The sequence below is a fragment of the Flavobacterium lotistagni genome (assembly GCF_011392125.1).
GTDB classification, from domain to species: domain Bacteria; phylum Bacteroidota; class Bacteroidia; order Flavobacteriales; family Flavobacteriaceae; genus Flavobacterium; species Flavobacterium lotistagni.
Window position 1 is genome coordinate 281,456 of the sequence record NZ_JAAJBU010000001.1, and the last position, 23,043, is coordinate 304,498.

Sequence of the window (23,043 nt, forward strand, 5' to 3'; positions counted from 1 at the left end):
CCGAAAGTACAAATTTTATTTTACATCCTGCATTAGTTTTTTTACATAAGGCGAAATCGCAATAAGTACAATTCCGGCAATAAGTGCGTAAATTGCCAATTGTTTATAGCCATCAGCATATACGATAAGTTTTTCTGCATTGGTTGCATTTTCAGATGCACTCGCTATATTGGCGCCAAGCAATCCTGCAAAATACTGTCCGTAAGCGCTCGCTAAAAACCACATTCCCATGATTACTGCTTGGGTTTTCTGTGGTGACAATTTGGTCATAGCCGACATTCCGATGGGCGACAGGCACAACTCTCCGAAAGTGATTACAAACCATCCCAAAGTAAAGATACCAAGCGATGTAATACCTTGTTCGTTGGCAAAGAATTTTGTATAATAGAAAATATAGAATCCGCCGGCGAGAAATAAAAATCCCAATCCAAATTTTACTACGGTATTGGGTTCGATTTTCTTTTTAGCCATCCAAAGCCAAACCAATCCTACCAATGCGGCAAAACCAATTACAAAAAGTGAATTGGCCGAGTTGTTCACACCGTTTGGACTTAGCGGAACGCCAAGTACCGTATTGTTTAGGTTGTTTGCCGCAAACAGACTTAGCGAACCACCGCTTTGTTCAAAGAATGCCCAAAAGAAGATTGAAAAAATGATGAATATTAAGGCAGCCAGCAATTTCTTGTTTTCGTTGGATGAAAAGTGCTTCATCTCATAAAACAAGTAAAGAATCGATGCTGGTCCAATTACCATCATAAAATAATCGGTATATACAGTATTGGCGACCATCAGAATAATTAACGGAACAATTAGTAATGAACCGATGTAAGTAGTAATTTCCCAAAGCCTTCTTTTGGATTTTTCGATATGAGGCAATGGTGTAAGTCCGATAGGGCCTAAAGTTTTCTGCGTCTGCGTAAAAGTCAACAAACTGATAATCATTACGATTGCTGCAAAACCAAATCCTACATTCCAACGCAAATGCTCCGGAACCAATGATTGCCATAGCGAACCTTCTGCTACGGCTATACAGATGTAGCCGCCAATCAAAGCCCCAAGATTGACTCCCATGTAAAAGAAAGAAAATCCGGCATCCCGACGTGGGTCTCCATCTTTATAGAGCTGTCCGACCATCGATGAAATATTAGGCTTAAAGAAGCCGGTACCCACAATGGTAAAACCAAGTCCGATAAAAAAGAAGTTTTTAGGATCTAACGACAAAATCACACTGCCAACAATCATGAGCATGCCTCCCCAAAAAAGCGATTTCCTTAGCCCAAGGATTTTATCGGCAAACAAACCTCCGATAAAGGTGAACGCATAAACCCATGCTTGAGTCGCACCGTATTGTAAGTTCGCCACCTCTTCGTTCATGTTCAAATGACTGACCATAAAAACGACGAGCATTCCACGCATACCGTAGAAACAGAAACGTTCCCACATTTCGCTGAAGAACAAATACCAAAGTTGTTTCGGGTATTTGCCTTTAAAACTTTGAATTGCTTCAATATTGGTTGGTGTTACTTGTTCCATAATAATTTTAGTTGATTCCTTTTTCTTTCATTACCTTGTTGAGCTGTTTGAGCAAGATAAACATCAATAAGGTGGCTGATAACAACAATCCGAAATTGATCCAGAAGAAATCAGATTTGTCTTCATACGTGTCCCAAAGGCTGGCCAAAACGCCACTAAGTTTGTTTCCGATCGAAGTCGATAAAAACCAGCCGCCCATCATCAGTGAAGTAATATTTCTCGGACTGAGTTTCGAGACGACTGACAATCCCATCGGGCTTAAAAATAATTCCCCGATGGTAATCACGCCATAATTGGCCACGAGCCACCAAACGCTGACTTTCTCAGAACCGTTGCCTCCAGCTTTAACTGCGGCGACCATCACCAAAACTGATAAGGCTGAGATGAGCAGTCCGAAAGCGATTTTTGTTGGAGTAGTTGGTTCCTTTTTACGGCTGCGCAAATAAGTGAAGAATGCCACTACCAAAGGTGTGAGTAAAATCACCCAACCCGGATTAATAGATTGGCTCAAATTGGCCGACCAAGTATATATTTTTGAATTTTCTTGTGGCAGTTTGTCTTTGCGGACGTTTCTGAAATACAAAGGATAATCGACTACTTTGACTACTTTTCCATCTTTTTTCTGTATGCGGAAAGCCTCGTCATACAAAGCCACAGAATCTTTTTTGTAAGTCAGGGTATCAACTAAAACCAATTGGGAAGCCATCACTTGTGAAGTGCCTTGCATTTGGCGATCGGTATATTTATCACCCCAATTGTTGAGCGCCGATCCGTTGAGCTTGAACACCGCCCAAAATAAAATCACAACTCCAAAAATGGCTAGTAGCGCACCAATAGGCCTTTTGTCTTCGGCTTTGGCCCGAAAATACAAACTGGCATAAAACAAAATCACCGGAATACAGGCAAAAATAAAGGCATCAGTACTATCGGAACCAAAAATGGCGCAATCCGGATTGGTATCCGACTGCACCCCTTTCAAGAACCAACCGATGACACCAAAAAGTACCGACGGCAACAAAATGAAAAGCACGATTTTGTAAAAAGGCATATCGCCAGGTTGCACGCCCTTCTTTTGGGTTTTATCACCGTAATGCTTGGTTCCTAAAAGGAAAACTAATACTCCAATGATCATTCCGACACCAGCAGCCATAAAAGCATATTGCCAACCGAAAAGGATCTTGAATGCCGCTCCGAAAAAATTACAGATAAACGCTCCGACGTTGATTCCCATATAGAAAATATTGTAACCTTCGTCTTTCTTGTCTTTGTATTGCTCGTCGTTGTAGAAATTCCCGAGCAAGGTGGAAATGTTAGGCTTGAAAAATCCGTTGCCGACAATCACTAGAAACATAGCCAGATAAAGCATCGTCAAATCGTGGATGCCCATCATCATATAACCCGCGCCCATCATCAGGCCACCGATAATAATCGATTTCTTATAGCCCAGATAACGATCGGCAACCAAACCTCCGATGAAGGGTGTCAGAAAAACCAAAGCGATAAAAGTACCATAGAGGTCAGAGGCTTCTTTTTCGGTCATTGCAAAACCGGCTTCCACATCTTTGAGGTAAAGCGTGAAGATTCCGATCATTAAATAATATCCGAAACGTTCCCACATTTCGGATAAAAATAAATAAGGTAAGGCCTTAGGATGTTTGTTCCACATAACCTTTGTTTTAGCGCACGCCGTGCATCATTTTTTTGAGGAATGGTGTGAGCAGGAAAAGTACTACTGATGCAATACCGCAAAGCACTACAAATACCATAAAAAATTCGAATAAATTATGGATCTCAAAACCTGCAAAAATTGGGTTATGATCGCTAATTTGATTGTCGGCCAATAATTTGGCTTGTTCTGGAGTAAGGGTAACTGTTTTATCAAGAACGCCCTGAAGATCAATACCAAGTTCTTTTGCCTTAACGAATTTATCTCCGGTAGCTGGCATAATTGAACCTAAAGTTCCAGCCAAAGCATATCCTGAAGCGTTAGACAAGAAAAATACACCGTATAATAATGATGAGAATCGTTTTGGTGATAGTTTCCCTACGAGTGACAAACCAATCGGCGACAAACATAACTCTGCACAAGTCTGAATCAAATATAAAAGAATCAACCATTTGATTGCCAGCAAACCACTATTACCCAAATCTTTTACATTGTGCGCAATAATGAAATAACTCAGAGCAATCAGAGCCAAACCAATGGATTGTTTCATTGGCGAAATCGGCTCACGGTCTTTACTTCTAAGATAATCCCACAACATACTAAACGGAACGGCAAATGCCACTACAAACAATCCGTTGAAGATTTGCACCATCGATGGAGGCATGTTCCAACCGAAGAAATTACGATCGGTCTGGTTATCGGCAATGAAAGTTAACGAAGAACCGGCTTGTTCAAAGGCAGCCCAAAAGAAAATGATAAAGAAAGCGACAATGTAAATAACAAAAATACGGTCTCTTTCTACTTTGGTTAATGACGAATCCGAAACAATCAATCCGGCCAAAGTCAGACCGCTGGAATAGATTAAGGTATAGATTAAGTTTTGGTCAAATACAAAATGAATTACGGCGCCCAATACTAAGAACATTACACCAGCAACCATTAAGGCAGTGGAAGAAAATACGGCTTTTTGTGACTCGCCTTCTTCGAAATCAGACGCTTCATTTTTAGATGGCAAACCGCCCAAAGGACGACCTTCTGGAGAAACCACATATTTGTTTTTCAAAACGTAGAACAAAGCCGTTCCGATAAGCATCGCTACAGAAGCTGCTAAAAATCCCCATTTGAAAGCATGGATGTCGCGGATGCCGTTAGCGTCTTTCACATCGCCAATAATCGGACAAATCAATTGGCCCAAGAAAGCGCCAAGGTTAATTCCCATGTAGAAAATCGTGAATGCCGTATCGAGTTTGCTCTTCTCTTGTTTCGGGTAAAGGCTACCCACCATACTGGAAATATTCGGCTTAAAGAAACCGTTTCCAAAAATGATAATTCCCAAAGCCGACCACATTAAAGTATTGGCTAAACCTATGTTAGTACCAAAAATACTGGCACTGGCGAAAAGTAAAAACTGACCGATGGCCATCATGATTCCGCCGAGTAAAATACAGTTTCTGTTTCCAAAGAAACGGTCGGCAATGAATCCGCCCAACATTGGAGTAAGATAACAAAGTCCGAGGAAACCGCCGTAAATGAGCGATGCATCTTCTTCTTTCATCATCAGTGAATTCACTAAGAACAAAGTTAAGATGGCGCGCATTCCATAGAAATTGAAACGTTCCCACATTTCGGTTCCGAATAATACCCAAAGTCCTTTTGGATGTCCTGTTTTTACCTGAGCTTCTGTCATTTTAGTTTGGTTTTAGTTTATTTTGGTTAATCGCTAGTTAAAGGTTTTCTTTGATGAAATTCGTGATTTTATTGAAGAGTTGAATTCTGGTTTTACCTCCGAAAATACCGTGATTTTTATCCGGATAAATCTGCGAATCGAATTGTTTATTGGCTTGAATCAAGGCTTCCATCATCTGCATGGAATTCTGAACGTGCACATTGTCGTCGCCCGAACCATGAATCAGAAGGAATTTACCTTTGAGTTTATCGACATGATTAATCGGTGAATTGTCATCATAACCGCTTGGGTTTTCCTGCGGGGTTTGCATATAACGCTCGGTGTAGATACTGTCGTAAAATCTCCAGTTGGTCACCGGTGCCACAGCTACAGCCATTTTGAACGTATCGGCTCCTTTTAAAATACAATTCGAAGCCATAAAACCGCCGTAACTCCAACCCCAAATTCCGATTCGGGCCGGATCGACATATGGATAACTTCCGATGACTTTCGCGGCGTCAATTTGATCTTCGACTTCTAACTTTCCGAGTTGCTTTTGGGTGCACTTTTTAAATTCAGCTCCTTTGAAACCGGTACCGCGACCATCCACACATGCAATGATATACCCTTGTTGGGCCAGCATCGCATACCAATAATCGTCAGTTGTGTTCCATTCGTTGTTCACTTGTTGTGAGCCTGGGCCGGAATATTGGTACATCAGTACTGGATACTTTTTATTCGGATCGAAATCTTTGGGTTTGATCATCCAAGCGTTCAAAGAAATTCCCTTGGCAGTAGTGAGCACGAAAAACTCTTTCAAAGCCACGTTGTAGGTTTTGATTTTGACAGACAAAGCTTCGTTGTTCTCGATGACTTTGACTTGTTTCCCTGATTTGGATTCATTCAAAGTATAAATCGTTGGCTGGGTTGCACTCGAAAAAGTATTGATGAAATACTGGAAATTCGGACTAAAAGTAGCGGCATTGGTTCCGGTTTGAGAAGTCAAACGCAATTTGTTTTTGCCATCGGTTCCGATGCGATACACATCTCTGTTAATCGAACCGTTCTCTACTGATTGGTAATAAATGGTGTTGGTTTTCTCGTCAAGTCCGTAATAATGGGTCACTTCCCAATTGCCTTTGGTGACTTGATTTTTGAGATTCCCTAGTTTATCATACAAGTAAATGTGGTTGAAGCCGTCTTTCTCGCTGGTCCAGATGAAACTGTTGTCTTTTAAAAAAGTTAAGTTGTCGGTCACATCCACATAAGCTTTGTCTTTTTCCGTAAGTATGGCTTTGGTAGAACCACTTCCGGCAGCTACAAAAACCAGAAACAGGTTGTCTTGGTGACGGTTCAAGACTTGTACTGATACAATATTTGCATCATTGGTCCATTTGATTCTGGCTAAATAAAATTCACCATAATTACTTAGGTTAATGTCTTTGGTAGAAGCACTCGTTAGGTCATAAATATGCAAGGAAACTGTTGAGTTTTTCTCACCTGCTTTCGGATATTTGAAAGTTTCCACCGTCGGATACAAATCTTTGTGAAACATCGACATCGAGAACTCTGGTACTTGGGTTTCGTCGAAGCGGATGAAAGCAATTTTTTTACTGTCAGTGCTCCAATCGAAAGCCCTTACAAAAGAAAATTCTTCTTCGTAAACCCAATCGGTAATTCCGTTGATGATGGCGTTTTTCTTACCATCGGTAGTGATTTGCGTAGATTTTTTACTCGCAATATCATACACATATAAATTGTTTTCTTTGGCATAGGCGATTTTCTTTCCGTCGGGTGAAAAAGTGGGCTCTTGCACTTGAAAATCAAAAAGTTTAGTGAGTGTTTTCGCCGCGATATCGTAAAGGAAATAATCGGCGGTAAAAGAATGCCTGAAGATTGGGTTGGAATTGTTCGCAATCAGCATTTGCTTTTCATCCTTGCTAAAAGTATAGCTGTCAATGCCGGCAGAAAGTTCTTTGAAGTTTTTGGTATCGATGAGCGTCGAGACTTTGTTGAGTGTGGCAAAATCGTATAAATCGACTTGCATGCTTTTGGTGGCTCTGTCAAAATTGAGCACCGTGTATTGGTTGGTATTTTTCAAGGATTGTAGTTCATCCATGCCTTTGGCGCGGAAAACTCCAGAATAAATAGATTCGACGGTAATCTTTTCTTGGGCAAAAGTAGCCGCACATACAAAAAGCAAAACAGCCAACAAGCGATAGGATTTCATAGGCAAAACAAGTTATAAAAACCGTCAATTTTAGTGAAAATTTTGCACATAACGCTAGATTTTTGTGTTAAATGCAATTTTTTATAAACAAGACTTGTCCTCATTTTGTTTATTTCCGGTTGGCTACAAAAATTTTAAAAAAGCAATTGCAACTGTCCGCCTTTGTATTGTTCATAAAGCGAAGTATTTAACTTGGGAAATTGCTTGTCTTTGAAATATTTCTTTCGGGCCAATTGCACCTGCGAGCGAATCATTTGGGCCAATTCGCCTTCACCGCGCATACGTTCACCCCAACGACTGTCGTTAAGTGTTCCTCCATGGCATTGGGCAATTTGATGCAGTACTTTATCGGCTCGGTCTGGCATCGCTTTTCGAATCCAATCGGTAAAAATTTCACCAATTGCACCATTGAGCCGAACCACCGTATAGGCAACAGACAAAGCTCCTGCCTCTGAAACTGCTTGGGCTAATGGCAAAATTTCATGGCTGTTGATCCCGGGAATAATTGGAGCAAGCATTACATTAACAGGAATGCCATTTTCAGAAAGCAGCTTCACCGTTTCAATTCTTTTTTTGATAGAAGCGGTTCTAGGTTCAAGGAGTTGCCTAGTCTTTTCTGATAAGGAAGTAATTGAAATGTTCACCCCAACCAAATCGTCTTTAACGAGTGCTGAAAGTATATCGATATCTCGCGCTATCAAGGCATTTTTGGTGATAATCCCTACTGGATGACGGTACTTCAAAAAAACCTCCAAACACTTTCTGGTAATTTCAAATTTTCGTTCCGCCGGTTGATAACAATCGGTATTACCTGATAGCACAATGGTATGGGCTTTCCAATTTTTGCTTTGGAGTTTTTCTTCAAGCAATTGTGGCGCGTTTTTCTTGACCAGAATTTTCCGTTCAAAATCCAATCCGGCACTATAACCCCAATATTCATGGCTGTTGCGGGCATAACAGTAAATACAGCCATGTTCGCAACCTTGGTACATATTCATCGAATAGCCCATGCCTACATCTGGGCTATCGACTTTGTTGACGATGGTTTTGGGAAATACTTCTAAGAAACTGGTTGTATTGCTTTGAAAATCTTCTCCTTCGACAGCACAATAGTTCAAAAAATCATCTCGCCACTCCGAAGCTTCCGAGAAAAAGCGATTGGGCACATTTTTCTGCGCGCCTCTTCCTTTGATATATTGGTTTTCCTGGTTCATCACTTAGTTTTGAAAGTTAAACGATAATGTCTCGAGACAGAAATTCTTTGTGTTAAAAATGTGCCGTTGTTGATAAAATTAATCGCCAGAAAACCCAGCCTTATATTGCATGAAAAACTATATTTGCTAAAAAAGATTGCAGTATGGATCACGCCGTTTCCGGATTCTCTAAATTATCGAAAGAAGAAAAAATTCACTGGATTGCTCGCGAATATTTCTCCGGATCAGACTCGATAATTTCATTACTAAAAAACTACTGGAACACCGACAGTGCCTTGCAAAAACTCCACGATGAATTTATTGAGAACACCATTACCAACTTTTATTTGCCTTTAGGTGTCGCTCCGAATTTTGTCATTAACGGAAGAAAATATACTCTTCCGATGGCCATAGAAGAAAGTTCTGTCGTCGCAGCTGCTGCAAAATCAGCCAAATTTTGGGCTTCTCGCGGTGGTTTCAAAGCCACGGTCTTGAGCACCGAAAAAATTGGGCAAGTGCACTTCATCTTCAATGGCGATGCAAAAAAACTACAGGATTTCTTTGCACAAATCAAACCCCAACTGATTGCCGACACTGAACCAATCACTAAAAACATGCAAAAACGCGGCGGCGGAATTCTCGAAATCGAGCTGCGTAGCCAAACCCATAAACTCGCCAATTACTACCAATTACACGCTACTTTCGAGACCAAAGATTCGATGGGTGCCAACTTCATCAATTCGTGTTTGGAGCAATTTGCCAAAACTTTTAAAGCGGCTGCCCAAGAATACCAAGCATTTACTGAGGCTGAAAAAAATATCGAAATCGTCATGAGCATTCTCTCGAACTATGTTCCGAATTGCTTGGTTCGTGCAGAAGTTTCATGCCCGATTGCTGAATTGGCCGACAAAAAAATCGAAGACCCACAGCATTTCGCCGAGAAATTCATCCGTGCAGTTACAATTGCTCAGGTAGAACCGCACCGCGCCGTGACGCACAACAAAGGCATCATGAACGGCATTGACGCGGTAGTGTTGGCCACCGGAAACGACTTTCGCGCCATCGAAGCCGGAATTCATGCTTACGCCTCGAAAAACGGACATTACACCAGTTTATCGCACGCTGCAATTGAGAACGGCATTTTCAAATTCTGGATCGAAATTCCTTTGGCTTTAGGAACCGTTGGCGGGCTGACATCGTTGCATCCGCTAGTGAAATTTTCATTGGAAATGCTCGAGAAACCTTCCGCCCATGAATTGATGCAGATTGTAGCCGTAGCTGGTTTGGCGCAAAATTTCGCGGCTTTACGCTCACTCACCACGACAGGAATTCAGGAAGGGCACATGAAGATGCACCTGAACAATATCCTGAACCAATTTGAGGCCACAGCCGAAGAACGTCAGCAGATTAAAAACCATTTTAAGGATCATGTCGTATCGCATGCCGGCGTGGTTGATTTTATTAAGCATTTAAGACAAAATCTTTAGGTTAACGCAACATATTGAATATTAACCGAGGATTTGTATTATTTTCGCCCAATTAAAGCATTAGGCATTATCGTTTTATGTATCTATAAATTATGAGAATAACCCTAATATTCTTCTTTTTTTCGTTGATTCTTCATGGGCAGACGGTTAATGATACTATTGATCTGAAATCTTCCAAATCGATTTACAAACATAAGCAATTGACAAATCCGAATAGTAACTATACTTTTTGCGATGATGATTCGGATGGATTGATACCTTTTGACATCTCTCAAATCAATACTGATATTTTGAACGAGAACTCAACGCAAATAGGCTTTCAAAGTGGTATATATATTTGCACGAGTTGGTCTAATGTCTATTTGGTAGATAACGTAAGTACTTCCCCGCAAATTAATTTAGTTTGTCATGTTACATTGGGTGGTTTCGGAACAACTGATATCGCTACCAATTTAAGCCATGAATTATTCGTTTCAAAAGAAAATAGAATATACAAAATTGATGGCGTAACTTGTCAGGTACTGGAAACTTATGACTATAATATTTACGATGACTATACTATTACTTCTTTATCTTTTGATACCAGTAATAATATGTATTATGGAGGATATAATTCATCTGTATATCGTTCAAGCGGTGACTATTCGGCTTCAGAATTGTGGCATGATTTCGGTTCGGGTTCGGCGGCTGGTGATTTCGTGATTTGTAATGGGAAGATGTATATTGCATGGAAGCTTAACGGCATTTGTAGATTATATCAGGTAACAATAGATTCAAACAACAATTATATTTCACATGTCGATTTAGGGGAACTCCCAAATCCAACCTATGGACTGGCAAGTGAGTTGGGAAAACTTTATGGCGTTAATCCCGATTTTCTATATGAAATTAGCTTAAACCCTCTTAATTTCAATACGATATTAACAAACACTAGTACTGAAAATTGGTACGGTTCCGCAGGTAAAAATGAAGGCATAAGTTTCTCTGTTTCAGCTTTTGAAACGCTTTCAAATGCCCAAAACAATGTGAACCCGCTATCAAGCACATGGAGCAACACAGTTCCCGGAGGGCAAACAATATATGTTGTTATTAAAAACTTGATTACAAATCAATCACAAACAATACCTGTCGATTTAATTGTAAATTTTCCGCCAACTTATGTTATTCCGGAGCCAATAATTCATTGTTTGAATGAATTAAACCCTCAACTTTTTGATTTAAGATCAACTGAAAACTTGATCACCGGAAATCAGTCAAACCTTGTGGTCTCGTATCATAACTCGATTACTGACGCACAAAACAATAGCAATCCATTGCCCGACCAGTATACATTGGTTGGAAATAACATGGATGTTTATGTACGGGTTAACAATACTCTTACAGGGTGTTCCAGTTATTTTTCGTTTAAGATCATAGTCAATCAAGTTCCCGTATTTACACAGCCAAATGCGTTAATTTCCTGTACCAGGTCTAATCCCATTCATAGTGAGGTTGCGCTAGAAAATCAAGCAAATGTTATCTTAACCGGTTTAGATCCTGACCATTATGCTGTTCTCTTTTATCACTCAAATCAAGATGCTGTTTTAAAGACGAACCCGATTTCAATCCCTTATTTTACTGCTTTAAATCAAGAAGAAATTTTCTTTAATGTGCTGGATTTACAAACGGGCTGTTCTTCTGTTGGTAGCTTCATCAACAACGTTTATGAAGAGAATCAAAATTTTGTTGAGAGCGTACACATAGAAACATTCGATTGGACGCCGAATCAAAACGCTATTTCAGTAGCAGTTTTAGGAAATGATATTTATGAGTATTCTTTAGACGGAATATCGTATGTATCAGATGGATTGTTTGAGAATTTAATACCCGGGATATATGATGTTTACGTAAGAAATGTTTTAAACTGTGGCATTTTCTCGAAAGAAATTTATCTATTAAATTTTCCTGTTTTTTTTACACCTAATAATGATGGTTATAATGATTATTGGAATGTCAATTTTTCAAATTATGAAGCCGATATTAAAATTTATATCTATGACCGCTTCGGAATGTTAATCACGGAAGTTAATCCAAAATCTGTCGGCTGGGATGGCTCTTTAAACAACAAGCAACTTCCATCTTCTGACTATTGGTTCTTAATTAAGAGAAAAGACAAAAATGAATATCGGGGACATTTCACTTTAAAGCGTTAAATGGCTATTCTACAGAATAAATTTAAGATCAAAAAATTAAAACATTACAGGAAATTATCAACTGAAAGCCCAATCAAAATAGTCAAACTCATCTGTTTAGTTTTAAATTATGTCAATTGAAAATTTGGTGCGTTTGCATCTTTATAACAAATGAAAAAAACATTCTACAGCAACGGAAAATTACTCTTAACCAGTGAATATCTTGTGCTAGACGGAGCCAAAGCCCTAGCCTTGCCTACCAAATTCGGTCAAAACTTAACCATCGAACCCGGAAACAACAAAGAAATTCAATGGACCAGCTACGACGATGACGGCAGTTTTTGGCTCGAAGAAACTTTTGCCTTCGAAACCATCACCAATCAGGTTTTTTCAGAAAATCAGCCTGTAAAAAACATGCTCATTACTATTCTGTATGAAGCTTATCAATTGAATCCAGCTTATCTAAACGATTCCGAAGGTTATACCATTACCACCCAACTTACTTTTCCTAAATCTTGGGGTTTGGGCACTTCATCGACCTTGATCAACAACATCGCCCAATGGCTTGAAATCGATGCATACACCTTACTGGCTCGCACCTTTCTCGGCAGTGGTTACGACATCGCTTGTGCACAAAACAACTCACCGATATTATATCAGTTAGTGCAGGAGAAACCTTGGGTCGAATTGGTTGATTTCAAACCCGAATGCGCTTCGAATATTTACTTTCTGTATCTGAACCAAAAGCAGAACAGTCAAAATGCCGTGAAGGCTTATCGCAGTAAATCCAACGATTTGAAAAACTTAATTCCTATTTTCAACCAACTCACCGAAACCGTATTGCAACACCATGATTTTGAGAGTCTAAAACAAGTCATCGAACAACACGAAAAACAAATGACCGAAATACTAGATTTGCCCAGAATACAACAAGCTTTGTTTGCTGATTTTGAAGGCACGATAAAAAGTTTAGGCGCTTGGGGTGGCGATTTTGCTTTAGTGCTCTCCAGAAAAGACCCGTCGCCATATTTCATCGAAAAAGGCTACGAAACCTTACTGAGATACCAAGATATGATTTTATAAAAAATTAAAAAGCCGGTTTTAAATGACCGGCTTTTTAATTTCTATTATGTAAGGTTATCCTAGTAATTGAATCTGGCTCTGTTGTCGTCAATCTTTGCTTCTTCTTTTAAAGCACCAATCGCACGACCAGCATAACCGGCTGCTTGCGGTTTCAATTTGGCCACATATTCTTTGTGGTCTTTCAAGGCTGGTGCTTTGGTAATTACGGTAGGTTTTACCACAAACACTCCTGCGCTACCTTCAATCGGTGCCGAAACTTTATTGATTCCTGTGGCAAAAGCAGTTCCCACTACTTGTCTTTCAAAACCAGCATTAGGAATATTCGGATTCTCAAGCGTCAAATCAACCGCTTGCTGAACGGTCGAGGCAGCTGCAGTTGCAATCGCTTCCAATGAGCTTCCTTTCATTTTGGCTTTAAGCTTTTCTGCCTTTTTCTTCTTGATTAAAATATACTCAACACTTGGACGAGCATCTGCAACAGGCATCAATCCTTTTTCGTTGATTTTTTTCAATTTCACAATCACGTTGCCTAAGTTCACCACTTCGAATCGCTTAACATCGCCTACATTGGTTTCTTTTTCAAAAGCCCAACGCACTACTTGTCTTTGGTTTCCGACACTTCCAAAGCTTTCATCCATAGCCTTAACTTTAACCGATGGATTCACTGTTAGATTAGCGGCTTTAGCGGTCTTTTCGAAATCTTTTTCATTCACATCCATTTCGAATTTGACGGCTTTAGTGTAAAGTTTATCTGAAGTTGCTTCAGACGGCTCGATTTTACGAGCAATAGTGGCCAAACGAATGGCATCTTGTTTTTCAGTGACGTTAATTACGTGGAAACCAAAATCTGTTTCCACCAAACCAATAGAACCCACTGGGCTGTTGAATACATAGTCATTGAAAGGTTTCACCATTTGACCCGGTGCGAAATAACCCAAATCACCACCCTGCTGTGCAGATGAATCATCAGAATTCATCATCGCCAACATAAAGAAATTACCCGGATTGGCTTTGGCCTGCGCTAACAATTGTTCTGCTTTGGCTTTAGCCTGCTCTTTAGTTCTTTTTTCTTTTTTGTTTGGCACTTGAGTTCCCTCGTAACTAATCAAGATGTGGCTTGCTTTCGCATTGGCTCCTGCCTTTCTACCCATAACTTTTGAAATACAGTACATGTTGCCTTTCATGTAAGGCCCGTAGATTTCACCTATCGCAGTAGCGAAGAAAGGATCTGCTATTTCTGCTGGCAAATCTTTTTTGGCTACATAAGTTGAATCATAAGGTACATCTGAATTTTCATTCACGAATTCAATTGTGTTTGCAGCGCCTTTGAAACCTGGCAAAGTATCATTTTTACCCGTGGCTTGGTTGTAAACCACTCTTTGGTCTAGCAAGGCATTGATTGCTGACTTAGCTTCCGCTTCATCTTCTGGAGAAGCTTTGTCTTCAATGAGAACATACTCGATTTCGCGGCTTTCTTCGGCCTTGAATTTCTTCTCGTTTTTCTTCATGTATTCAGTGATTTCAGCATCGGTGATTTTGAAATCTGTATCTTTCAAGGTCGAATATAAAACGGCCACATAATCAAAATTGACTTTGTTGGCTTCGGCTTCATACTTGAATTTACCTTCAGCATCTGTCGTGTACATTCCGGCTTTAACCAAAGTGTTGTATACCATATATTTTGCGTTGAGTTCCGCGTCCTTTTCTTTTTGCTTTACAAACTCAGCTTGCTCAGGATTTGATTTGAAATATTCCTTGAACTTAGCCAAATCAAAGGCTCCATTGGTTTGAAACATTGGGTTCTGACCGATACTTTGGTCGTTTTTGAACACTTCCATAATGTGCTTTTCAGTCGCGCGGATACCCAACTTTTCGAATTCTGCCGTCACTAGTGCAATGGCTACTTCTTGATCCCAAACACGATTCACAGCTTGCGTAGGCGTCATACCTTGCTGTCCGCTTTTTTCGAGGTTGCTTACTTTAACCCTAAAATCTTCAAAAGCAATGTCTTGCCCGTTAACGGTTCCGATGTTCTTTGGCAAATCATTGAAACCACCTTTATTATACAAATCCTGCACGATAAAAGCCAGTAACGATAGACCAATAACGAGTATTAAGAGTAGAGAACGTTGTCTGATTTTTTGTAAAACTGCCATTTCTATTATTGTTAATTTTTAATTCAGTTTGCGAAAATACAATTATCTATTTAATAACCATAGCCGTAAGGTTATATTTTGAAAGTTTTTTCATTTTTTCCTAAAGTGGCTATTCCAGTAGGTTCATTTTAACCAATTCAATCTTCTTATTGGTAGCTTCTTCAATGGTAAAACGGATTTTATCGATGGTAATTTGCTCGCCCTTTTGCGGGATTTCTGTAGTATGATTGACAAGGTAACCTCCGAGTGTTCCGTATGAATCACTTTCGGGAATTTGGAGCTTGTAAGTTTGATTGAGGTACTCCACATCGAGCCTGGCCGAAAACAGATAAACATTCGGCTCAAGCTTTTTCTCAATGAGCTCTTCCACAGCATCGTGTTCGTCTTCTATCTCGCCGAAAAGTTCTTCCACAATATCCTCCACGGTAATCATTCCTGAGGTTCCACCATATTCGTCGAGCACTACGGCTACACTTTTACGCTTTTTGGTAAGCAAGTTCAGCACGTCTTTGATGAACATGGTCTCGGGAACAAACTCGACCGGAATTAAAACCGACTTAATGCTTCTGGGTTTTTTGAACAACTCAAACGAATGCACATAACCTAGAATGTCGTCAAGCGAATTTTGGTAAACCAACATTTTTGAATAGCCGGTTTCAATAAATTGCTCTTTGAGTACACCCATCGAATCGTGAATTTCGACCGCAGAAATTTCGGTACGCGGTGTCATAATATCACGGGCTTTGACTCCGGAAAACTCCAATGCGTTCTGAAAAATCTGGATTTCAGAATCCATCTCGTCATGATTTTCAACAGTACTGAGTTGTTGATTGATGTAATTTCCGAGTTCGCTTTTGGTGAAAAACAGCGGAATTTGGTCGTCTTCGGTTTTGAAAAAACGCTTCAGAATGAAATTAGAAATCCAAACAATGAAAGCCGCGATATAATAAAACAACAGGTAGAAAAAATAGGCCGGAAGCGCAAAAACCTTGATAAAAGTATTCGCGTAAATCTGAAAAAAAACCTTGGGCAGAAATTCAGAAGTAATCAGCACCAACAAGGTAGAAACAGTTGTTTGCAGTAAAACACTCGAGAGATTGGTGAGATTCAGCCCCAACGACTCCATCCATCGCAAGAGTAACTCGCCCATAAAAAATCCGTAAACTACCAGTACAATAGTGTTGCCGATCAGCATCGAGACAATGAACTGTGAAGGTTTTTCTGTGAGTTTGGTCAGGATTCTGGAAAGGAAATTCTGTTGTTTCTTCTCAATCTCGAGGTAAATTTTGTTCGAAGAAATAAACGCGATTTCCATCCCTGAAAACAGCGCGGCTAGGATTAGGCATAAAATGATAATCCCTATTTCCATAGTTTAGGAGTTCTTTCGGTGTTCTTCGAATTTCTTGGCAAATTTTCTTCGAAAAAAAAACATAAAAATGGCTACAACGCCAATGCCCAGATAAAACCAGTTTTGTATACCCTTTGTCAAATCGACCAAAAAGGCACCAATGAAAAACAAGCCGGCAATGAGGTAAACGTATTGGGTAAATTTTAAATAGTTCATGTAATACAATTTTGATTATTCTGCCTGATCAATCGCGCCGTTGATTCGTTGGGAATTGACGATTTTGAAATCCTTGCTAAAATCGATGCCCTCGCCAAAAGAAATGCCTTTCGGATCGGTAAATTTAAATTTTTTCTCGGTAAAAAACCATTCATTCTTCTGATCGAAATAGAGCTGCTGGGTTTCGAGCATTTGTCCGCTTTCGTTAGAAATTTTGACATTCTTCTGCAAATCAATCAAATCGGTTCCTTTGAAGGTAACGGCATATTCCGAGGTGATGAAAGTTCGTTTGCCTTTATCATCATACATGGTTACATGCACACCTTTGGGAAATTCAGTAAACGGAAACTCCACTCTAGCATAATCGAGCATTTTAGGGCTTACTAAAATCGATTTAATACGACCTGAATCAGTATATTTCAAATTGAAATCGTCTGCTTCACCGCTGGGCATGAATTCAGAGAAATTGATTTTTTGCACTTCTTTGAAATTACTTTCACAGCCTATGAGCAATCCTCCTAAAATGGCAAAAAACATAAAAAAAAGTGCCGTATGTATGGATTGGTTTTTCATCTGCGCGACATCAACTCAGGGTTGATTTTGAAACTTTAATCGTATTTTCTTTTAATAAACCAACGGTCGTTAAGCGAAACACTCAAAATTACGTTGGTATAGTTTTCTTCGATTAACAAAGCTTTGGCTGTGCCTCTTCTACCATATTCTACCCCAAGGTTCAAGTTAGAAAACGCGCCACCCAAAGGCAATCCCATACCTGCTGAAAAAGCATAGTCTCTGATGGTTTCATTGTTGATTTTCATACCAGTATCTTCATAACGAAAACCTCCACGATAAGTGATTTTCTTGAGGTAATTAGAGAACGAAGCATAGTTCGGAATATAATAACCACCTAAGCTATAACGGAAAGCATTTTTGTATTCCACGTTCTGGATGTCGTTGTAGCGGTTGCCGAATTTACTGGTTTGCTGGAAAGTGAATTCGGTTCCTAGCATCCACTTCTTAGCATGACCAGCTCCGAAACCTATAGTCGCTTTTGCCGGAAGTTTGATAGTGTTTTTACTATAAATTGGGTCGAACACATCGTAATTCTGAGGATCGAATACATCAGAATAAAGAACTGTAGAAACCACTCTGGTGTTCTTTGAAGTCAGGTTGCTTTGTGGCGATAAAATCAAGCTAGCGTATCCATCGATTTTACTGTTGATTTTGCGCTTGTACATCAAACTCAAATCAAAGTTTACTCCGGAGAGATCTGAAGTATTGACTTCTTGAGAGCCCAATTGCACTTCGGGAATTTTTTCGATACCGACCGTTTCAATGCGTCCGAAATTATATTGAAGATCGGCTCCAAGGCTAAGATTGTTGTTAATTTTATAACCAAAACCAACAAACACTTTGTTCAATCCGCCAGTAGCATTGTAGCGGTGTATAGTGCCATCCGGATCCGTATTTCTGATTCTGTAACCAACTGCTGAATAAGGTATGAGTCCAAAACCCAAACCCATTTTTTTCATAGGAATGCCTACCGCCATATAATCTAAAGTGGTCCGTTGCGCCTTTTCATTACCATAAAAAGAGTTAAGTCTGCTTGAGTTAAAAGAACCGCCTACCGTATAAGTAGTTAAATTCAAACTCGGATAGGCCGCCGGATTCTGAATATTGACATGCGTACTATCTGGAAACATCGAAATGCTTCCCATCAATCTGTTTTCGGCAGTGCCTTTGAACTTGATATCGCCAATACCGTAAAAAGAATAAGGAGAGGAAGTAGATTGTTGCGCCATCGTTACCATCGAACATAGTAATAAAAGCAGCAGATTGATTTTTTTAATCATTTTTAATCGCGTATTGAAAGGTTTTATTCAGGCTTTCCAACAGAAAATTTGAATGGGCAAAGATGGTATTTTTTAATTGCTTAGCCAAAAATTCTGCATCTCCGCCCGTTAAAATTATGATAATCTTTGGGTGATTTGCCTGATACTGTGAAATAAAACCGTCTATTTCTTGTGTAATTCCACCCACTACACCCACATGCATGGACTGTTCGGTAGTTTTTCCAATCATCGATTCTGGAACTGAAGCAGATAGCAAAGGTAATTTTGCAGTAAACTGATGCATGGCCTGATAACGCAACCGAATTCCGGGAGAAATCGCGCCACCTAAGTATTCATCTTGTTCGTTAATGAAGTCATAAGTGATGCAAGTGCCGGCATCGATGACCAAACGGGCTTGGTTGGGATATTGCAAAACAGCGCCACTGGCTAGCACCATGCGGTCGATTCCAAGGGTGTTCGGGCTTTGGTATAAATTCTCGAACGGAAAATTCGTCTGGCGGGAAATCAGGTGAATCTTGAGTCGGCCTTCAAGAAAAGTAAAGGTTGCTTCTGATGTTTCGGCGACCGAGGCCACAACCAAGTCAGTACATTTCGGATGTTGCATCAGGATAGATTCAATATTCCTCTGCCAAGCTTCTTTTGAAAATACCGAATGATAAACCATTGTATCTTGTTCAAAAACAGCTGCTTTAATTCTGGTGTTACCGATGTCGATCACTAAGCGCATAAGCCTTATTTGGTGCGGCGAAGTTACGAATAGATTTTTTTTAAATATTTGTTTTGGATAAATTAAAAATCATTCTATATTTGCAACCGCTTTAAGAGCATGGTACCTTAGCTCAGATGGTAGAGCAACGGACTGAAAATCCGTGTGTCCCTGGTTCGATCCCTGGAGGTACCACAAAAAAACCCAAAGTTTGCGCTTTGGGTTTTTTGTTTTATTTATTAGCTCAAAACTACACCATCAAACTTCTGGTGTTGTCTGGCAATCGACCTACGTTTTGTAATTTTATGCTGGCCAGTTTTTGTGCCATTGCAATAGCATCTTCCATCGATTTATTTTGCAAGCGAGCGAATAAAAATCCGGTCCAGAAAGCATCACCGGCACCAGTAGAATCTTTCACTTCTTCCAAGGGAATGGCTGCTTGGCTGTAAATTCCATGAAGCAAATCCGATACAACTACACCGTCTTTTCCTTTGGTCAAGCAAATGGTACTCACACCCAATTGATGAAAATAATCAAAAATGGCTGTTTCAGTTTTGACTTCTCCAAACAAACGCAAACAATCGTCTTCACTAACTTTGACCAACGGATTGGTCGAAAGATAATCTTTGAGCACTTGGTGTGCTTCGTATCTGTTTGGCCAAATTTTTTCCGAATAATTGATATCAATGCTCATCTGCAAACCCAATGATTTGGCTTTGTGCGCCCGATTCAAAATGGTCATCCGCGCAGGATCTTTACTCAGCGCAAAACAAGTCGTGTGAAAAATGCTGGCCTTTTCAAGTAAAGTATCCGGTAACTGGTCTTCGAGAATTTCGCGGTCTGCTTCTCGAAAAGGAATAAACTCTGGCGTTTGCGCGGAACGTGAAACAAATATTACTGAGGTTGGTAACGATAAGGATTTGCGCATATAAGCCGTACTAACCTGATTGGTTTGCAACTTCTGGTGGATGTAATCCCCGAAGCCGTCACTTCCGCTGGTGGCCACCAAAACTGAATGCAACCCCAGACGCGCCGCATTTACCGCTACGTTGGTTGGCGAACCGCCCAAAAACCTGTGAAAGTCTTTGGTTTTTTCTAGTGAAGCCATCTCGTGACCGATAAAATCAATCAGTACTTCGCCCACGCAAATGATGTCAACCGATTTGTTCATGAAAACAATAAATTAAATTTCTGATTCTGTATTTGAAAAAGCAGGATTGCGCCGGCTGCACTCCAAGCACACTGCGGTACTCCGTTGGGTTTGATGGTTTGCGAATTGAAATTCTCATAGAAAGAAAACCCTTCTTGCCCATTGGCCCGATGTATCGCCCCGAGCAATTGATCCGCCAAATCTGGCCTTCCAGCAATATACAAGGCCGCGCCTACAAACCCATTGACCATTGGCCAACTACCGCCATTATGGAATTCATAGGGCTGGTTGCGAAACTCATATTTACAATTATTCTCCAACAACAGCCAATCTGCATCGGTCGGGAAAATCGGCGGCCAAAAAGCGGGCACCAAACCCAGCGGTTGCTCTGAAATTAACTTTTCGAAATTTGCAACAATCTCGGCTTTTAGCTTCTCAGGAGCAATTCCTAGAATCAAAACCAAAGCATTGGCAAAGGCATCAAAAGGTTTTTTGTATCCTGCTGGCGTAAAACAACATGGAGCATATCCTTCAAAATGATACACTTCATAGGCTCGCGGATGAAATTTTTCTAGGTTATTCTCAGGAAAAAAATTGGCTTCAATGGCGGCAGTAACCGTTTTTATTTTTTGGGCAATCGAGTCGCTTTTTGCAAAATAGTTGTATTGCTGCAATGCCCACAATCGCAATAACTGATCGTAAAGCACATAGCCTTCAGTGATATATTCATCGGCCCAATTGCCCGAAAGCGGAACGTAAACCAAATGTTTGTTGTTGAATTCCCAAGCTTGAAGTAAGTCTAAACACTGCTCGATGGATTTTTTGTAACGGTTTATCCAAGTAGAATTGCCATTGGCATAAGCATACTGACAATGCCCAATGACATACCAAGTCACGGCATCCACGCGACCCACCAAACCGCCATAACTCACTTCAACACCCTGCTTAGAATAAGCCACATTAGAAGGAATCGTTCCGCTAACATGTTGGTGCTGGGCCAAAGTTTCAAGAGTTCGCCTAAAAGTATCAACCAAAGAAGCATCGCCCGAAGCCAAAGCGGCCAATCCGCAGATCATGCCATCACGTGCCCAAACCCTTCTATAATTTGAAATAGGTTGCGCACTCGCCAAAAAACCTTCTTCAGAAGAACAGGTTTTAAGCAAATCAATACTTTTCTGATAAGCCAACGAACTGGTCATACTACAACCTCGTTTTTATTTTTTACAGTAATCAATAGAGTAAACAATCCGCCGAGAATTAAAAAGGCACCCGCCAAGCGAATCACGTTAATTGGGTTTTGTCCGAGCCAATCAAAGACGAAAAACTGCATCGTAAAAATTTGAATCGCCATTGGAATCACAATGAACATATTGAAAATGCCCATGTAAACGCCTCTTTTTTCTTTCGGAATCGAACCCGCCAAAAGCTGATAAGGCATCGCCATCATCGAGGCCCATGAAATCCCCAAGCCGAAGGAGAACAAATAAATGGAACTCACCTGAATTGGGTCTCCAAACGGATTATATATGGAGAATAATATTGTAGAATTGTCGAGATAAGGCATCAGAAGAAGTCCGCTTCCGCCGATAAGTAAAGCCATGAAGTGAACTCCTTTGGCTCCGAATTTCTTCGCCAGCGGCACTAAAGCAAATGCCACCATAAAGCAAATAATATTGTAGGTGCCATTGAGGTTTCCCGTGAGTAATTGCGCTTCCATAAAACCTTGAGCATGCTGATTAGTGGTTTGAAATATCGACAGTGACAGACTGGATGTGATGTATTCCCAATAGCAAAACATGGCATACCAACTAAAAAATTTCACTGGAATGAGTTGTTTCATTGTCAGCGGCATGGTTTGAAATGCCACTTTGATTTCACGAAAGGTATTTCCAATTAAATTCGAAGCTGCTTTCTGTCGGGCGATTTCTTGAAGTTCTTCCTCAGTAGGCGGATATTCTTTGGTGGTCAGCACCGACAACAATACCGACACAATAGCGGCTAAAGCTCCAATGAAAAAAGCGTAATAAGTGTAAGTAGGAATGCCGTTACTCATTTTATCAGTAAAAGCCAAAACACCAAAAGCCACTAATATGGCCGGAGTGAAATTCGCCAGAGTAATGCCCAATCCGGTGAAAAAACTCTGCATTAAAAAGCCAATCGAGTGTTGTTCGCTGGGCAACTTATCGGCAATGAAAGCACGATACGGTTCCATGGCGATATTGTTGGCAGCATCTAAAATCCAGAGCAAACTCGCGGCCATCCACAAGCTGCTTGAAAAAGGCATCAGCACCAGCGCAATACTAGAGATAAATGCGCCTATTAAAAAGAACGGCTTTCTTCTTCCGAATCTGGGTGACCAAGTGCCATCACTAATAGCGCCAATAATCGGTTGCAAAACCAATCCGGTAATCGGGCCTGCCAACCAAAGCATAGGCAAAGCAGCTTCGTCAGCACCTAAATATTTATAAATGGCACTCATGTTACTTTGCTGTAAACCAAAACTGAATTGGATGCCGAAGAACCCAAAGTTCATGTTCCAGATTTGCCAAAAATTCAACTTACTTTTAGTAGGCAAACTCATGATT

The 23,043-nt window shown here is 40.3% G+C and carries 17 protein-coding genes and 1 tRNA gene; 4 read left to right on the top strand and 14 right to left on the bottom strand.

The annotated features are described in order from the left end of the window. Window positions 1-15: 15 nt before the first annotated feature. From G4D82_RS01225 to G4D82_RS01245, 5 genes are all read right to left on the bottom strand, one after another. Window positions 16-1,533, bottom strand: a complete 1,518-nt coding sequence (locus G4D82_RS01225) for a peptide MFS transporter (protein WP_166333594.1) — start codon at window positions 1,531-1,533, stop codon at window positions 16-18. A 7-nt stretch (window positions 1,534-1,540) separates the two neighbouring features. Further along, window positions 1,541-3,199, bottom strand: a complete 1,659-nt coding sequence (locus G4D82_RS01230; RefSeq protein ID WP_166333596.1) for a peptide MFS transporter — start codon at window positions 3,197-3,199, stop codon at window positions 1,541-1,543. Window positions 3,200-3,209: 10 nt separating this feature from the next. Beyond that, window positions 3,210-4,886, bottom strand: a complete 1,677-nt coding sequence (locus G4D82_RS01235) for a peptide MFS transporter (RefSeq protein WP_166333598.1) — start codon at window positions 4,884-4,886, stop codon at window positions 3,210-3,212. Window positions 4,887-4,923: 37 nt separating this feature from the next. Beyond that, complete coding sequence (locus G4D82_RS01240; RefSeq protein ID WP_166333600.1) at window positions 4,924-7,095, bottom strand: S9 family peptidase; 2,172 nt, start codon at window positions 7,093-7,095, stop codon at window positions 4,924-4,926. A 134-nt stretch (window positions 7,096-7,229) separates the two neighbouring features. Continuing rightward, window positions 7,230-8,309, bottom strand: a complete 1,080-nt coding sequence (locus G4D82_RS01245; RefSeq protein ID WP_166333602.1) for a PA0069 family radical SAM protein — start codon at window positions 8,307-8,309, stop codon at window positions 7,230-7,232. Between the two features lie 143 nt (window positions 8,310-8,452). On the opposite strand from G4D82_RS01245, the gene G4D82_RS01250 reads away from it, so the two are divergent. The 3 genes from G4D82_RS01250 to G4D82_RS01260 all read left to right on the top strand — a co-directional run bounded on the left by G4D82_RS01250 (window position 8,453) and on the right by G4D82_RS01260 (window position 13,029). Then, complete coding sequence (locus G4D82_RS01250; RefSeq protein WP_166333604.1) at window positions 8,453-9,775, top strand: hydroxymethylglutaryl-CoA reductase, degradative; 1,323 nt, start codon at window positions 8,453-8,455, stop codon at window positions 9,773-9,775. A gap of 92 nt (window positions 9,776-9,867) precedes the next feature. Further along, entirely contained in the window at window positions 9,868-11,967 is a 2,100-nt protein-coding gene (locus G4D82_RS01255; RefSeq protein ID WP_166333606.1) for a T9SS type B sorting domain-containing protein, read from the top strand. A gap of 150 nt (window positions 11,968-12,117) precedes the next feature. Then, on the top strand, window positions 12,118-13,029 hold the full coding sequence (locus G4D82_RS01260) for a GYDIA family GHMP kinase (RefSeq protein ID WP_166333609.1): 912 nt from the start codon (window positions 12,118-12,120) through the stop codon (window positions 13,027-13,029). A 59-nt stretch (window positions 13,030-13,088) separates the two neighbouring features. Here the strand turns inward: G4D82_RS01260 and G4D82_RS01265 are convergent, their stop codons facing one another. The 6 genes from G4D82_RS01265 to G4D82_RS01290 all read right to left on the bottom strand — a co-directional run bounded on the left by G4D82_RS01265 (window position 13,089) and on the right by G4D82_RS01290 (window position 19,329). Next, window positions 13,089-15,185 carry a peptidylprolyl isomerase gene (locus G4D82_RS01265; protein ID WP_166333611.1) on the bottom strand — a complete coding sequence of 699 codons (2,097 nt, stop codon included), beginning with the start codon at window positions 15,183-15,185 and terminating at the stop codon, window positions 13,089-13,091. A 109-nt stretch (window positions 15,186-15,294) separates the two neighbouring features. Next, window positions 15,295-16,554 carry a hemolysin family protein gene (locus G4D82_RS01270; RefSeq protein WP_166333613.1) on the bottom strand — a complete coding sequence of 420 codons (1,260 nt, stop codon included), beginning with the start codon at window positions 16,552-16,554 and terminating at the stop codon, window positions 15,295-15,297. A gap of 3 nt (window positions 16,555-16,557) precedes the next feature. Next, complete coding sequence (locus G4D82_RS01275) at window positions 16,558-16,749, bottom strand: hypothetical protein (protein ID WP_166333615.1); 192 nt, start codon at window positions 16,747-16,749, stop codon at window positions 16,558-16,560. Between the two features lie 15 nt (window positions 16,750-16,764). After that, window positions 16,765-17,322 (bottom strand): LPS export ABC transporter periplasmic protein LptC, encoded by a 558-nt coding sequence (gene lptC, locus G4D82_RS01280; RefSeq protein ID WP_166333617.1) that lies wholly within the window; start codon window positions 17,320-17,322, stop codon window positions 16,765-16,767. A gap of 35 nt (window positions 17,323-17,357) precedes the next feature. After that, window positions 17,358-18,602: a hypothetical protein gene (locus G4D82_RS01285; protein WP_166333619.1), complete on the bottom strand. Its 1,245-nt coding sequence runs from the start codon at window positions 18,600-18,602 to the stop codon at window positions 17,358-17,360. Next, on the bottom strand, window positions 18,595-19,329 hold the full coding sequence (locus tag G4D82_RS01290; protein ID WP_166333621.1) for a type III pantothenate kinase: 735 nt from the start codon (window positions 19,327-19,329) through the stop codon (window positions 18,595-18,597). The genes G4D82_RS01285 and G4D82_RS01290 overlap by 8 nt, the downstream gene beginning before the upstream one ends. Window positions 19,330-19,430: 101 nt before the next feature. On the opposite strand from G4D82_RS01290, the gene G4D82_RS01295 reads away from it, so the two are divergent. Continuing rightward, window positions 19,431-19,503, top strand: a tRNA-Phe gene (locus G4D82_RS01295). A 55-nt stretch (window positions 19,504-19,558) separates the two neighbouring features. Here the strand turns inward: G4D82_RS01295 and G4D82_RS01300 are convergent. The 3 genes from G4D82_RS01300 to G4D82_RS01310 are packed head-to-tail and all read right to left on the bottom strand — an operon-like array spanning window position 19,559 to window position 23,039. After that, window positions 19,559-20,479: a carbohydrate kinase family protein gene (locus G4D82_RS01300; protein ID WP_166333623.1), complete on the bottom strand. Its 921-nt coding sequence runs from the start codon at window positions 20,477-20,479 to the stop codon at window positions 19,559-19,561. Then, window positions 20,476-21,657, bottom strand: a complete 1,182-nt coding sequence (locus tag G4D82_RS01305) for an amylo-alpha-1,6-glucosidase (RefSeq protein WP_166333625.1) — start codon at window positions 21,655-21,657, stop codon at window positions 20,476-20,478. The genes G4D82_RS01300 and G4D82_RS01305 overlap by 4 nt, the downstream gene beginning before the upstream one ends. Beyond that, on the bottom strand, window positions 21,654-23,039 hold the full coding sequence (locus G4D82_RS01310) for an MFS transporter (RefSeq protein WP_166333627.1): 1,386 nt from the start codon (window positions 23,037-23,039) through the stop codon (window positions 21,654-21,656). Before G4D82_RS01310 ends, G4D82_RS01305 begins: the two co-directional genes overlap by 4 nt. Window positions 23,040-23,043 lie beyond the last annotated feature (4 nt).